The following is a 14,958-nucleotide window of genomic DNA, read 5'->3' on the forward strand; positions in this document are numbered from 1 at the left end:
CCGACGGTAAAAGCGCTTTTTTAATTTATCCCATGCCTGTAGGTATAAATTTTGTTTGACAACGCTATGTTTAAACAAGGGTCCGCCTAATGCGTTTTAACTCAGTATTTTCTATGTAATCCTTTTAAATGACAGCACCCGCAACTAACGACTACAAACATCATGGCCGGCCCTGGTGGCGCTGGCTCTTATGGGGATTTCTGATCTTGCTGATAATACCGGTGATGGCTGTTTTAGTACTACAGCTGGAACCTGTACAGGATTTCATCCGCCGGCAGGGAGAACAGTATCTCCAGAAAAAATTGCATACAACTGTTCGTATCGGCTATCTCCGCGTACGCGGATGGCAGTACCTGGAACTACGTAATGTTTATGTAGCAGATACTTCCAAACAGGCATTGTTCTACTCCGGAAATTTGAAGGTGCGGTACAATCTGTTGGCATTTCTCAACAATGAACTGCGAATAAATGGTCTTGAATGGGATTCCGTGACGGCAAATATTTATCGTAATTCCGGAGATACCGCTTTTAACTACCAGTTCATCGTAGATGCCTTCGTGACCAAAGACACGATCCCGGATACTGTGAGCTCCCAAACTGGCACAACACTTCAGTTCCTCATTAAAGACGTAACCCTTAAACACGTTTATCTTCGTTACATCGATGCTCCCGGAGGTATGACCGCCGTTGTCACCTTCCAGGAACTACATGTAGATCCGGACGACCTGCTTGTCAACCAGGGCCTGTACTCCCTGAGAGGATTGAAGATCGATGGCCTCAGGGGTTTCTTTACCCGGGACTACCGGCCCAAAGTATTGGCTGCTACAGCACCACCACCGGCCAATGATACCGCCAGTTCTCCTTTCCATCTGATTCTTAAGAAATTAGAAATCAAAAATAGCTCCTTCCTCTATGCCGACCAGGGGAGTGGCCTGAACACCGGCTGGAAAATAGGTAACCTTCAGCTCCTCAACTCCAGCCTGGACATCGATTCTACACTCATCCAGGTAGGTGAACTGTACATCCGGAATACCGGGGGCACCTTTGCCATGAATGCTCCAAAAGATACTTCGGCCCCTGCTCCGGCAGACAGCACCGCTCCTAATACCTGGAAAGTACTGGCGACAAAAGCAGAACTGGACCACATTAATATGCGGTATGATAATAATACCGCTCCTGCTCCAAGAGGTGCAGGCAGCAAGGACCCTGACTATAACCACCTCCTGCTGAAAAATGTCGTTGCTCACGTAGGCAATATCAATTACAACCCAGATACCATCAGCGCCGTATTACACAGGATATCCGTGCAGGACAAATCAGGGTTTGGTATCAAACAGGGTCACTTCGATGTTTTATACACACCTACCACTATCGCCCTGCACAACCTGCTGCTGGAAACCAACCGGAGTATCCTGCGCAAACAGATCATACTGAAGGCTCCTTCCTGGTCTACCATCTCTGATAACCTGGATCTCTTACAACTCCAGGCCAACCTGGACTCTTCCCACATCACACTGGCAGAATTCATGCCTTTCGTGCCCGATAGTCGTAAGAACAAATCCATGAAACCACTGTGGGATAAGGAAATTTTCCTGACCACCTCCCTCAAAGGCAGCCTCGGCAAACTGATCATCGAAACCCTCCATCTTGCTGATAATAAAGGCAACCGCATCAATGCAAAAGGAGAAATTGGACATGTAACAGATGTAGACCACCTGTATGCTGACCTGCCTTCACTATATATCCTCTCTGGTAATAAGGCCCTCCGTTCCTGGCTGCCTCCAGGCACCATGCCGGATACCCCCAGACTACCAGAGCAGATGATCATTACAGGTAGTTTCCTCGGGGGCATGAAAGACATGAAGACAAAGCTGGATCTGAAAAGCAATGCCGCCAATGCAAGTCTGACCGCCCATCTCGTAAATATCATGGATAGTATCCATAGCAGTTATGACCTGAACCTTGCCTCCTTCCGTGTACAACCAGGTTATTTCCTCTATGATACCACCATCGGCTGGATCAGTGGTCGCGTCATGGCATCCGGCAAGGGTTATACCTTCCCTGGTATCATGGCCAAAGCAGATGCCCACATCAATGAAGCTACTTACAACAGGTATACTTATCACGATGTAAGCCTCCGGGCTAATATCGATAAGCAGCAACTGCATGCCGAAGGCCAGAGCAATGATTCCAGTGTCAACCTCACTTTCAATGCAGATGGAACCCTGAACGATACAAGCCTCCAGTCGCTGAAAGCAACCGCACAAATCGCGCGTGCAGACCTGTATACCACCCACCTGTACAGCAATCCATTCGAGATAAAAGGAAATATGGATATGGATTTCAGTAGTCTGACACCGGGCCGCCTGGATGGAAATGCATTCCTCACAGGCTGGCAGTTAGCTACCAACGGACAGGTGTTTGTTCTGGATACTATCTCCTTACTGGCGCAATACAAAGACCAGCAATACCTGAATCTCACAGGTCCGTTTGGTTACATCAACGCCAATGGTAATATCGATTATACTAAGATCGGCCCTGCATTCGGGCAGATTATCAATAAGCCGCTCACGCCTTATGATAGTGTAAAGCTGGTAAAACTGCCTGCTGGTCAGCTCCTGGTATGGGATGCTTCGCTGACCTTCCCACGCAGCCTGCAGGCCATGGCACCGACCTTACGCATGGAGAAGCCATTGCTCATCAGTGGCCGTCTTAACTCAGATAGTAGCCTGCTGGTGCTCAATGCAGCCCTACCCAAACTGAGTTACGATTCTATCTTGCTGGATAGCCTGGCCATCACTGCAAACATCGCCGATACTGCCCTCAGGGCGCAGGTATCACTTGCCAATATCCATCATAAAGTAATGCCGCTGTATCATACCTCTCTTACAGCAGCTGCTACAACAGGAAGAGTGAACTGGGATCTGCTGCTGGACGACCTGAAACGCAATCCAAAATATAAAGTAGGTGGCTTTGTAGAGTTCCTGCCGGACAATGCACTGGCGCTTTCCCTGAAACCATACCTGCTGCTGAACCGCCAGGAATGGCAGGTAGATGAAAATAACCGGATCCACATTCATAATGGTGGTCCGGATACAGCGCACATCCAGTTATCTTACAATGACCAGTCCATCGCCATCCAAACGAAATCTGATAGCAGCAGTGCCCGTGGCAAACTGCCCACGCTTGAAACCCACATTAAAAACTTCAAGCTATCTACGATCACGGCTTTACTGGCTGCGGATACTTTACTGGCCAATGGCGTGCTAAATGCAGATGCTACCGTACGCAACCTGGACCAATCCCCTTTAATCAGTTCAAAACTCACCATAGATAGCCTCACATTCCGCGCTTCCAACCTGGGTACGCTCACCGCAGAAGTCAGCACCCCGCAGGCCAACCAGTATAGCCTGGATATGAGCCTGGAAGGTAATGACAACGACCTGCTGGTAAAAGGAACCTACGACTCTACCATCAATGCCACGGTAGACATCAACCAGCTGAACATGAAATCACTGGAGTCATTCACCTTTGGTAATATGAACCGCATGCACGGTACAGCCGATGGTCATTTTAAGATCACAGGAACAAGCAGTCAGCCAAAAGCAACCGGTAACCTGCACTTCAACGATGCAGGTGGTACCATCACTTATGTAGGCGCCAACATCACCATGCCTGATGAAAACATCGTGCTGGATGAAAAAGGAGTGCAGTTCAACAAATTCGTGATCGCCGATAGCCTGCAGAATGAACTGGTACTGGATGGTCGTATCAATACTAAAGACTACACTAATTATAACTTCAACCTGAACATCAATGCAGACAATTTCATGATCCTGGGCAAACAGGTAGATCCTCAGCAAATGTATTACGGGCCTGCTTTTGTAGATACCCGTATCAAGGTAAGAGGAAACCTGGATCTGCCAAGAGTAGATGCTTATGTGAAACTGCGTGATAAGTCGAATGTAACGGTGACCCTGCCATCCGAAGAACCAGGGGTAGCGAACAGGGAAGGGGTGATCATTTTCGTAGACAAAGACAATCCGCTGGATTCTTCGCTCGTGAAAATGGTAGACAGCACCAGGTTGGAAAACCCAAGACTGAAAGGCATCAACTTCTCTGGCAATGCTGAAATCACACCGCAATCCACCATTCGCATCATCATCGATCCGGTGAATGGTGACTTTGTAGAGGCAAAAGGTACCGCCAGCATCAATGCAACCCTGGACGCAAGTAGCAAAATGAGCCTGACAGGTCGTTACGAGATCTCAGAAGGTAAGTATGAAATGTCGTTGAACCAGTTGATCAAACGCTCCTTCTCCATCGAAAAAGGTAGCGCTATCACCTTTAGCGGAGATGCGACCAATGCCGATCTGGACATCACAGCCAAATATACCGTGAATGCACAGGCTGCAGACCTGGTATCAGATCAGCTGACCAGTCTCTCACAAACGGATAGGAATAAATACAAACAGAAACTACCATTCTATGTATATCTCCATATCAAAGGCAACCTGCTGAAACCAGATATCTCCTTTGAACTGGATATGCCGGAGGCAGAACAAAATGCATTCAGTGGTAGTGTGTATAACCGTATCAAACAGATCAACCAGATTCCTTCTGAGCTCAACAAACAGGTAATGGGCCTGCTGGTGCTGAATAGTTTTATACCGGATGATCCAATGGCAGGCGAGGGTAGTGGTGACTATGGCGTGAGCAACATGGCCCGTCAGAGTGTGAGTAAGATCCTCTCTCAACAGCTGAACAACCTGGCAGGTAACCTGATCAAAGGTGTGGACCTCAACTTCGACCTGGAATCAGACGAAGACTATTCTACCGGTTCTGCACAACAAACTACGAACTTGAAAGTAGGAGCTTCCAAGAGCCTGTTCAACGATCGCCTGTCTGTATCCATTGGGTCCAATGTGATGCTGGAAGGGGAATCGCAGGCAAACCCAAGCTCCCTGGTAGGCGATGTTTCCGTAGAATATAAGTTGACCCGCGATGGCCGTTATCGGGTAAGGGTATATCAACGCCAGGACAATACCACCGTGATCGAAGGTCAGGTAGTGGAAACCGGTGTTGCCTTTGCATTGATCATGGACTACGACAATTTCCGCGAGATCTTCCAGAAAGCGAAAAAAGATAAGAAAGCCGAAAAACTCCGTACCCGGAAGAAAACCAGTACTAAGAAATAAGATGGTTAAAAGCTATAGATATATAACCTACCCAGTCCTGGCAGCATTGTTTGCCATGGGCATATACGCGTGTAGCACAACTAAATCGGTGCCGGAAGGTGATCGGCTTTATACTGGTACAAGCATAAAATGGGATGGTAAGAAGCCAAGAGATTACGGTACACTGAGTGCCAACCTTGCAAGCAGTGTAAGACCCAAACCTAACAAAAAGTTGCTGGGCATGCCAATCCGGCTCTGGCTTTATAACCTGGGTAGTAAACCCAAAGGAAAAGGCCTGAACTACCTGCTCCGCAATAAACTGGGAGAAGCTCCTGTGCTCTTAAGTTCAGTAAAAGCAGATTATACAGCCAATGTACTGGAGCAATACATGGTGGACAATGGCTTCTTCCAGGCGCTGGTCACATCAGAAATAAAAACACCAGGTAGTAAAAAAGCATCCGGTGTATACACGGTGACACCCAATCATCGCTACCGTATCAAGAGTGTGACTTACGAAGTGGATAGCAGCGATCTGGGCAAGGCCATTGCTGCCGCTTATAAGAATACCTCTCTGAAGATCAACCGCCCTTACAGGTTAGATAGTATCAAGGCCGAAAGGGTGAGGATCAATAATATTCTGAAAGACAGGGGCTACTATTACTTTACAGTCGATCACCTGCTGGTAGAAGTAGATAGCACCAACAATGGAATGGTAGATCTCTACCTGAAGGTGAAAGACGAAACACCCCCACAGGCGAAACGACCGTACACGATGAAGAACATCACACTGTACCCCGATTATTCACTGGACCAGGATTCGCTGTCACGCAAGGGTACCCCGCTAATATACAATGGTATCCGTATCATAGATTCTACGAAAAAATTCAGGCCAGGTGTATTTGACCGCATGGTGTTCCTGAAGCCGGATAGCTTGTACAGGCTGAGTAATCATGACATTACCCTACACAGGCTCACAGATCTGGGTACTTTCAAATTTGTGAAAGGGCAGTTCCGGCAGGTGAGGGGAGATAGTTCCAGGCTCAATGCCAGTTTCTACCTCACACCCTACCCAAGACGGAGCCTGTCAGCCGAGTTGAGAGGTACCTCTAAGTCTAACAATTTTGCAGGTTCTGAATTGAAAATCACTGCCAAAAACCGCAACTGGCTGCACTATGCAAACCTGCTGGAAATATCACTTTCCGGAGGTCTGGAATGGCAGGTAGGTGGTAAGCAAACATCGACAGCAGTAGGAGGAAATGGCTATAACCTGAAGGCAGAAGCGGCGGTGACCATTCCGCGTTTCTATCAGCCATTCTGGAACCTGAATGTACATACACCTTATGTACCCCGCACCCGCATCAGTGTGAGTTACGAACTATTTAGCCGTAGTCAGTTGTACAACCTGAATGCTTACAATTTCCAGTTCCAGTACATCTGGCGCAAGACACAGTTCCTGGAGCACAAATGGGCGCCGGTATCCATTACATATGTATTGCCCACCAAAACAACGGCGGGGTATGATAGCATCCTGAAGTACGACCCCAGCCAGCGTGCAGCGATTGAGAAACAATTCATTCTGGGTGGTAACTATGATATCACATACGATAACAAGGCATCCAATAAGGTCCATACTTTCTACATGAATGGCAATCTCGATTATTCAGGTAACCTGGCAGGACTGATCGTTCCAAGAAATGATACCGGTATGAAGACCATCCTGGGTAGTCCGTTTGCACAGTTTATCCGTTTGTCTGCCGATGTACGTCACTATTGGAAACTAAGCAGGGGCTTGACATGGGTAAACCGGGTCTTTGCTGGTTTTGGTATGCCATATGGGAACTCCGCGACCCTGCCATTTGTAAAGCAATATTTTATTGGTGGTAGCAGCAGTCTGAGAGGTTTCCGCGCCAGAACACTGGGGCCGGGGAGTTACCGGGATACCAGCAGCAGGTACCTGGCCAATGAAGCCGGTGATGTGAAACTGGAATATAACTCAGAGTTACGTGCACATCTCACAGGTATATTCAATGCAGCCGTATTCCTGGATGCCGGTAATATCTGGCTTAAGAAAGAAGTACCAGGAAAGCAGGGAAGTCAGTTCAGCGCCGGCAGATTTATGAGCCAGATAGCTGTGGATGCGGGGGCGGGTTTACGTGTAGATGCTTCCATTCTTGTAGTACGACTGGATCTGGCTTTCCCGCTACGAAAACCCTGGCTACCCGAAGGCGAACGATGGGTGATGAAGGATGTGAAGTTTGGAGATCCTGACTGGCGAAAGGAGAATTTGATCCTGAACATTGCGATCGGTTATCCGTTCTAATTGGTTTACCTTAGCAATGGAGTGGCTTATCCAGGTAATTCTTCTTTGGAAGAAAGCCGTATTTATTTTCTAAGTCGCAAGCTCTTAGCAATATGCCTATGATTACAAAAAAACATACAGGAACCTTGCTCGTGCTGTGTAGCGCGATGCTGATTTTGTTTTCTTCCTGTAGCAGGAAGATTACAGAAAGTGGAAAAGCATCTTATTATGCGGACAAGTTTGAAGGACGTAAAACAGCCAGTGGCAGTATCTTTCATCAGAACAAAATGACTGCCGCACACCGCACATTGCCTTTCGGTACGAAAGTGAAAGTGGTGAATATTGCCAATGGTCGTACAGCAAAAGTGAAGATTACAGACAGAGGTCCATTTGCAGAAGGCAGGGTGATAGATCTGTCAAAGAAGGCAGCGAAGAAACTGGGAATGATCAGTACAGGAGTGGCGCCAGTGGAGATAAAGTATAAGAAGAAGAACTAAATAGGATGGCCGCTTTCTTATTACTGAGCTTGTCTTCCATAATTCATATTTTCAAAAATGACTGTTAAGGCAAGTACAAAAAACGATTCCTATTAGACATACACTACCGGTCTGCCTTTGAACAGATGATTTCCCCATTGGCATTGTCCATATTTTTACTCAAATGCAAGTATCGTTACTCATTTTTCTTACATTTTTGTAGTATTTATTCTATTTTTTTTGGAATTCTTATGCCAGTATTGTTATTTGCAGGACAATCAGTGTGAACCATATACCTTTTGAGAATGACGAGAAATACCATCGCAACAAGTGGAATGTGAGTGTCATGGGATGTGTTTGAAACTGACTTAATTTTTACCCATTCTTTATTTGTAATTCCCTTTTTCCAATACTGACGTTATTGTTGTTCCGTAAAGTTTTTACGGAAGCGGAAGTATTATATTACCTAGTCTCCATATCCTATCTTAATAACCAATCTTTGGCTGCCGGTGGAACGTTCGCCGGCAGTATCTTTTAACAAAAGAGAGGCACAACCATTATCTTTGAAGGCGCTTTGCAAATTTGCAAAGCGCTTTTTTTGTTCGTAATGGGTTTTCAGTCACATGGGGAGAATTGCTTCTTTTGTATGATGACTTATTTTTAAACGCCGCAGGCCTATCATCACTTGGCGTTTACGGCTAATAGCGTTGGTATCAGTTATAAACGGCCAGCATTTTGAGAACTAAAACCGGCATGAGTCACCTTTAATTTTTATTTACATTTATAACATGCTTAAGTCAAAGTCCATCATACCCATTCCAGATGTACTGAATCCATTTAAGGTGAAGAAGCAACGGATTATGAACTATAATCCTGTGACTGGCCCAGCTTCACGCCCGCCGGGAAGATGTGAGAAAGTAACAATATTTGATTATACCCCGGCACACGTTACAGAGAGTGCCGGAGAAGACCATCGCATGATCTTCAAATACATTGATACACCGGAAACTACCTGGATCAATGTAGACGGGATCAACAGGGAAACAGTGCATGAGATCTGTATCAAACTGGGAATACATTTCCTGCTGGAAGAAGATATTATGAGTATCGGTCAGCGGGCTAAGATGGACGAAATAGGTGCACACCTTTTTGCCTTACTGCCAATGGCTTATTACAATGTGGAGGCCGCGGCAATAGAGTATGAGCAGGTGAGCATCGTATTTGGAAAGAACTATGTGATTTCCTTTCAGGAAGAGGCGACAAGAGATGTATTCGATCATGTAAGAGAAAAACTCAGAATAGATAATTCAAGGATCCGCAGTGCAGGGGCAGATTATTTAGGCTATAGCCTGCTGGATGTGATCGTAGATAGTTATTTCCTGATACTGGATAAACTGGGCGATCGTATCGAGTTGATGGAAGACCTGGTACAGCACCAGCCAAATACCCGTACCCTCGCCAGGATCAATTACCTGCGCAGGGAACTTTTATTGTTTAAACGGGCAATCAATCCGGTACGTGATCTGATCAATGGGTTTATGAAAAGCGAAAGTCCGCTGCTGGATGAGCGGACGATGAAATATTTCAAAGACGTGTATGATCATATCATACAAGCCAATGACCTGGCGGAAAACTACCGTGAAGCATTGCTGAACGTACAGGAGCAGTACCATACCCAGATCAACCTGAAGATGAATGAGATCATGAAGGTACTGGCGGTAGTGACCACCCTGATGGCTCCCCTTACACTGGTAGCAGGGATCTACGGGATGAATTTTGAATACATGCCGGAGTTGCATACCCGCGATGGTTACTATGTAGTGCTGGGCGCTATGGTGCTCATGCTGGTGGGCATGATTATCTTTTTCAGAAAAAGAGGCTGGTTCTGATGCATCCTTAAAAAAGATGCATGCAGTAATTATATGTCCTATTTAAACAGTACGGCGCTATTATTTCTTCTTATAAATAGGCACAGTAGAGCAAGGCTCTCCATACATAATACTCTTGGCTACCGGGCGGAGTAATCTTGTGATTTCCACATAAGCAGCTTCGCCCGCTCCTTTATCCCCACATCCTTTCACTACCACACGCTTATCCTCATAAGCACTCATATCGATGGCATTGAGGCGCTTCATGAACTGGGTTTTAAACACTTCTTCCTTAGAACCAAATGCGGCATAGTTGGCAATAGGTTCCAGGTAAGTCATCACCAGCATATAGGCCCAGAAGGGCACCACCGCATCTGCAGAGCAGATAATGGCAACGTTTTTATTGCTATACTGTTCCCAGTCTAATCCTTGTAATGCGGCACGAAAATCTTTCTCTTTCAGGATCATCTCCATGAAAAGATATTGTTTCAGGTCGAATACAACCGTTTCTTCCTGGGGATAGTAGTCTTCCAGATCTAATGTAAGGAGTCCACTTTGCGCTACTTTATTTACTATCTCTTCCATGTATCAAATTTACTAAAATAATTGCGGCTGGCAGCGTTGGCTCGGCCAACGCTGCCAGCCGCATCCGCAAAATTTCTGATCACAGCAGGGCTGCGATCAGAAATTTTGCCTGCTTAAAACAAAAAAAGCCCGGGGCGAATGCCCCGGGCTTAATATAATCAGTTATTACTATCCCTTAAAAGAATTTAGCACGATTATCCTCAATCTTATTCAGCTTCTTCAGCACTTCATACAGCTGACCACCCTGATCCAGGGTACCCTTTACTGTCTGCTCATACTGAGTAGCCATAGTCAGAGGATCTACATTCTGTCCATTTGGAGCGAAGCTATCTACTTTCACTACAAACACACCAGAATTACCTTCAATAGGTGCAGTTACTTTACCAACACCCCATGCTTTATTGAAGATAGCACCTACTACTCTTGGCTCAAAGCCCATAGTAGCAATGAAAGGAGTAGAGAAGTTCACATTATCAGCTTTCAGCTGTGGCTGATTTACAGCAGCTGCTGCAGCTTCCAGGGTAGCAGGAGATTTCAGCTTAGCAATCAGTTGCTCAGCTTTCTTCTCTTTCTTCACCAGTGCTTCTACCTGTGGTCTAACTTCATCCAGGGTAGCAGTACCTTCAGCACGAATACCAGTCAGTACAGCTACTACATATTTATCTTCAAAAGTAAACACAGTGCTCACATCACCTTTCTTAGCTTCGTATGCCCAACGAACCAGTTCACGTGCCTGGCCAATACCTGGAATTACGAAATCCATAGGACGGAGATTATCAGCAATACGTTTGTTCAGACCCTTTTCCTGAACATTCTTTTCGAATGTTTTACCGTCGTGGTTCTGAGCAGCAAATTCGTTGGCAGCAGCATAAGCTTTGCTATCAGTTTCTTTGCTTGCTTCTACTGGTTTACCCAGGTAAGCCACTTTCACAGCAGGGCCAAAGTTTTTCTGGCTCATAATCTGGATCAGGTGATAACCAAACTGGGATTTTACCACTTTCATTTCACCGGTCTTACCATCCAGCGCGAAATCCTTGAATTCAGGAACGAAAGAAGAAGATGGAGTTACATCGTACTCACCACCATTTTCTTTGCTACCAGGATCGTCAGATAACTGAGCAGCCAGTGCTTTGAAATCAGCACCACCTTTCACCGCTGCCTCGATGCTGTCGATACGGATCTTAGCAATTGAGTCAGGCAGGCCTGCTCCACTCTGTGGATTAGCAGTTGCAATTAATATATGACGCACCTTTACGCTATCAGGTAAAGTTTTGCGATCCATCATTTTCGCGAATACAATCAGGTTGTTGTCAAAGTAAGGACCAAACACGGTACCTACAGGCAGGCCTGCGATGGTATCTTTCTGAGGAACCATCAGTGCAGACTTGGAAACAAACCCATCGAAGTAAGGGATATCAGAATTACGCTTTACGAAGTTTTCAATGTTCGCAACACCGGTAGTATCCAATTCATCTTTTGCTTCGAGCAATACTTTCAGTGCATTAGCGGTATCCTGAGCGGAAGGCAATGCATTGAAAGAGATATAATCTACACGACGGCCTTCTTCAGTTTTGAAAGTAGCTTTGTGGTTATTAATATATGTGTTCAGTTCACTATCAGTTACCTTGACAGTAGAATCTGCAATAGATGCATAAGGAACAGATATATAAGATACGTTCGCAAACTGTGAATTATCTTTTATCTGAGCTTCAGCCAGCCATTTAGGATAATATACAGCGCCCTTGATCAGGGAGATGTATTTTTCCTGCATTCTTGACCTTATAATATAGTTCTCCATTTGCTTCAGCGCATTCCTCATTCTGCCGGATTGATCCTGGCCTACAGAAGACAGTGCCTGTTGCAGGGCCGCGCGGTCAAACTGACCAGTCTTTCTGTCTGTGAACTGCTGTACAACTACTGGATTTGGATCTTTACCACTAAACTGATCTACCAGTTCATTCTCAGTTACCTGAATACCCAGTTTCTCATATTGTGCACTCATGATCTGCTCACTCACAAACTGGTTCCAGGCCTGCTCACGCGCATACTGCTGAACCTGTTCATTCAGATTACCGGTAGGGCTCTGCTGACGTGCAGCCTGCTCGGCCTCCTGGATCATTTGCTGATACTGGGTGATATCTAACTCTTCACCATTTACTTTACCCACCGTGGTAGAACGGCGCATGATGGAATTTCTGCCAAAAAAGGCATCCTGCAGCAGGAAACTGACAATAGCCACGCAGATCACTACTACGATCACCACGGCATATTTATCCCTGATCTTCTGAATAACTGACATATATTATATAGTCTAAATTTTTTAAGGAAAGCAAAAATAGAATAAAATAACTGTATCTACAAAACAGATTTTTTTGGCTCAAACCCAATACAGTAAAGGGTTTCATTGAAAATTACGGTATAGGTATTTTATCTTTCATTCACAGGTTATCCACATTAAGGTTAAAAAAGACAGTATCGGATATACGCTGAAATCAGCCGCTACGCCCCGCTACTGACGTTTATTTCAGGCTTAAACCACTTAAAGAAATTAAGGGCTCAATATTCACATTTTTAAATGCCCAGTTTCCTGATTCACATTGAAATGTGTACAAAAGTGAAAGTAAAACTAAAAACGGGAAATGCATAGAGAAATAATTTTTGAGCTTGTTTTATCCACATGACCTGTTAAAAAACCCTCCTTTTTTGTTCAATAAACTCTGAAAAACCCGGGTTCGATGACCGTAAAACTAAATTTGTTATTTCCTAAAATGTTGGTCTGAAGAAAAAATGACCTGTTTTGTGAATTGTTATACCCTGTAGTTAACATTTTTTTAATACTCCCTCCCCAAACAAAATATTCACCGGATGAGAAATCCACCTATGTGGATATAAGTACGAAAATTCAATGCTATGGCCGAAATGAGCTGTTAATTTCCTGTGAATAGAACAGGCAAAAAGAATAACAACTACATTTGTACACGGTGGCAAAAATTACTTTCCCCATATTCACAGCCCTAATAGTAGTGGGTTTTTCTTATTTAAAAAGAATAAATTATAAATATAGTTATGATAAGGGAGCTCGAAATCGCAAAAAAAGATTTGCAACGAAAAGGTTTTTTGGATTTGCCGGTCGATTCACGTTTGGATCTGTTTGATGAAATCGAAAGATTGAAAAAGGAAAAAAATGCAATCGTCCTCGCGCACTATTATCAGGAACCAGATATCCAGGATGTAGCAGATTACATCGGTGACAGTCTCGGACTTAGTCAACAGGCTGCCAAAACCGATGCTGATATAATCGTTTTTGCCGGTGTGCACTTCATGGCCGAAACCGCAAAAATTCTGAGTCCGCAGAAAAAAGTCCTCTTACCTGACCTGAAAGCGGGTTGCTCACTGGCCGACAGCGCACCTCCTGAGCTGTTCCGCAAATTCAAAGAAAAACATCCAGACCACCTGGTTATTTCCTACATCAACTGTTCTGCCGGGATAAAAGCCCTCAGCGATATCATCTGTACCTCCTCTAATGCCGAAAAGATCCTCGATAGTCTCCCCAAGGACCAGCAGATCATTTTTGCCCCCGACAGGAATTTAGGGGCTTATTTGGCCAAGAAAACGGGTAGGAACATGTTACTCTGGAACGGGGCATGTATGGTGCACGAGATCTTCTCCCTGGAAAAGATCACCCGACTCAAGATCCGCCATCCAAAAGCCAAAGTCCTGGCGCATCCTGAATGTGAAGCAGCTGTGCTCGATATCGCAGACTATATTGGCTCTACCACCGGGATCCTGAATTTTTCTAAGAAAGATGATGCCAGGGAATACATCGTGGTAACCGAAACCGGAATTCTCCACCAGATGCAGAAAGAGAACCCGGGCAAAACTTTTATTCCTGCACCACCCAACAATGCATGTGCTTGTAATGACTGTCCACACATGAAACTCAATACGCTGGAAAAGCTTTACCTCTGCATGGAATATGAAACCCCGGAAATAACCATGAACGAAGAACTCCGTATAGCAGCTAAAAAGCCTATTGAACGGATGCTGGAGATTAGTGCACAGGCTGGTTTATAATTTAAAATATTGAAATACAAATAGTTACGAAATAATTATTTGAGTTTAAGGCCCGGTTATTCGTTTAACCGGGCCTTTTTTGTGCCCATGAGTGCCCCATAGTTTTGCTACACTATATATAATGATGGGGATATCTATGGGATTAAAATGTGGAAGCCTTCCTGAATGAAGCGCTTGAGAATTGAATAAAATTTTGTTGTCGGGGGGCAGGGAGGGTACGTTTAATTCTCAGGGCTTTCATAAATACAGATTATAACCCCGTTTATCCACAGCTCATTCACAGAATGTGAAAATGAGTGCTAAAAATAGAAATGAAGGCCCTGAGAATCGCATAGAATTATCCTGCTCCTACCATTCTCCTGTTCGCATTATTCTCAGCGCACTCAAATCCAATTTTAGTTCTCTTATGCACAAGATCCTTACACATCATCTATGTGTATAATTGAAGTAATTATAATTAGCCAGGTAATTAACATCCT

7 protein-coding genes are annotated in these 14,958 nt (G+C 44.9%); 5 read left to right on the forward strand and 2 right to left on the reverse strand.

Annotated features, from left to right (window positions below):
• The first annotated feature begins 128 nt into the window (after positions 1–128).
• The 4 genes from U0033_RS21375 to corA all read left to right on the forward strand — a co-directional run bounded on the left by U0033_RS21375 (position 129) and on the right by corA (position 9,841).
• A complete protein-coding gene (locus tag U0033_RS21375; RefSeq protein ID WP_072358952.1) occupies positions 129–5,198 on the forward strand; it encodes a translocation/assembly module TamB domain-containing protein in 5,070 nt (1,689 codons plus the stop codon).
• 55 nt (positions 5,199–5,253) lie between these two features.
• The gene (gene tamL / locus U0033_RS21380) at positions 5,254–7,497 is read left to right on the forward strand and encodes a translocation and assembly module lipoprotein TamL (protein ID WP_218163999.1); all 2,244 of its coding nucleotides are present in this window, start codon (positions 5,254–5,256) and stop codon (positions 7,495–7,497) included.
• A 98-nt stretch (positions 7,498–7,595) separates the two neighbouring features.
• A complete protein-coding gene (locus U0033_RS21385) occupies positions 7,596–7,973 on the forward strand; it encodes a septal ring lytic transglycosylase RlpA family protein (protein ID WP_072359081.1) in 378 nt (125 codons plus the stop codon).
• 767 nt (positions 7,974–8,740) lie between these two features.
• Entirely contained in the window at positions 8,741–9,841 is a 1,101-nt protein-coding gene (gene corA, locus U0033_RS21390) for a magnesium/cobalt transporter CorA (protein ID WP_072358957.1), read from the forward strand.
• Between the two features lie 60 nt (positions 9,842–9,901).
• Here the strand turns inward: corA and U0033_RS21395 are convergent, their stop codons facing one another.
• Both U0033_RS21395 and U0033_RS21400 read right to left on the reverse strand, forming a co-directional pair.
• Positions 9,902–10,405, reverse strand: a complete 504-nt coding sequence (locus U0033_RS21395; RefSeq protein ID WP_072358959.1) for a DUF2480 family protein — start codon at positions 10,403–10,405, stop codon at positions 9,902–9,904.
• A gap of 175 nt (positions 10,406–10,580) precedes the next feature.
• Positions 10,581–12,704, reverse strand: coding sequence for a peptidylprolyl isomerase (locus U0033_RS21400; RefSeq protein ID WP_072358964.1), 2,124 nt, complete (start codon positions 12,702–12,704; stop codon positions 10,581–10,583).
• A gap of 767 nt (positions 12,705–13,471) precedes the next feature.
• On the opposite strand from U0033_RS21400, the gene nadA reads away from it, so the two are divergent.
• Positions 13,472–14,479, forward strand: coding sequence for a quinolinate synthase NadA (gene nadA, locus U0033_RS21405; RefSeq protein ID WP_072358973.1), 1,008 nt, complete (start codon positions 13,472–13,474; stop codon positions 14,477–14,479).
• Positions 14,480–14,958: the final 479 nt, after the last annotated feature.

It is taken from the genome of Chitinophaga sancti (genome assembly GCF_034424315.1).
GTDB classification, from domain to species: Bacteria; Bacteroidota; Bacteroidia; order Chitinophagales; family Chitinophagaceae; genus Chitinophaga; species Chitinophaga sancti.

What these genes read in the sequence shown, in the direction of transcription:
- U0033_RS21375 (WP_072358952.1), top strand. Translation starts at nt 129, where the DNA reads ATGACAGCACCCGCAACTAACGACTACAAACATCATGGCCGGCCCTGG.
- tamL (WP_218163999.1), top strand. Translation starts at nt 5,254, where the DNA reads ATGGGCATATACGCGTGTAGCACAACTAAATCGGTGCCGGAAGGTGAT.
- U0033_RS21385 (WP_072359081.1), top strand. Translation starts at nt 7,596, where the DNA reads ATGATTACAAAAAAACATACAGGAACCTTGCTCGTGCTGTGTAGCGCG.
- corA (WP_072358957.1), top strand. Translation starts at nt 8,741, where the DNA reads ATGCTTAAGTCAAAGTCCATCATACCCATTCCAGATGTACTGAATCCA.
- U0033_RS21395 (WP_072358959.1), bottom strand. Translation starts at nt 10,405, where the DNA reads ATGGAAGAGATAGTAAATAAAGTAGCGCAAAGTGGACTCCTTACATTA.
- U0033_RS21400 (WP_072358964.1), bottom strand. Translation starts at nt 12,704, where the DNA reads ATGTCAGTTATTCAGAAGATCAGGGATAAATATGCCGTGGTGATCGTA.
- nadA (WP_072358973.1), top strand. Translation starts at nt 13,472, where the DNA reads ATGATAAGGGAGCTCGAAATCGCAAAAAAAGATTTGCAACGAAAAGGT.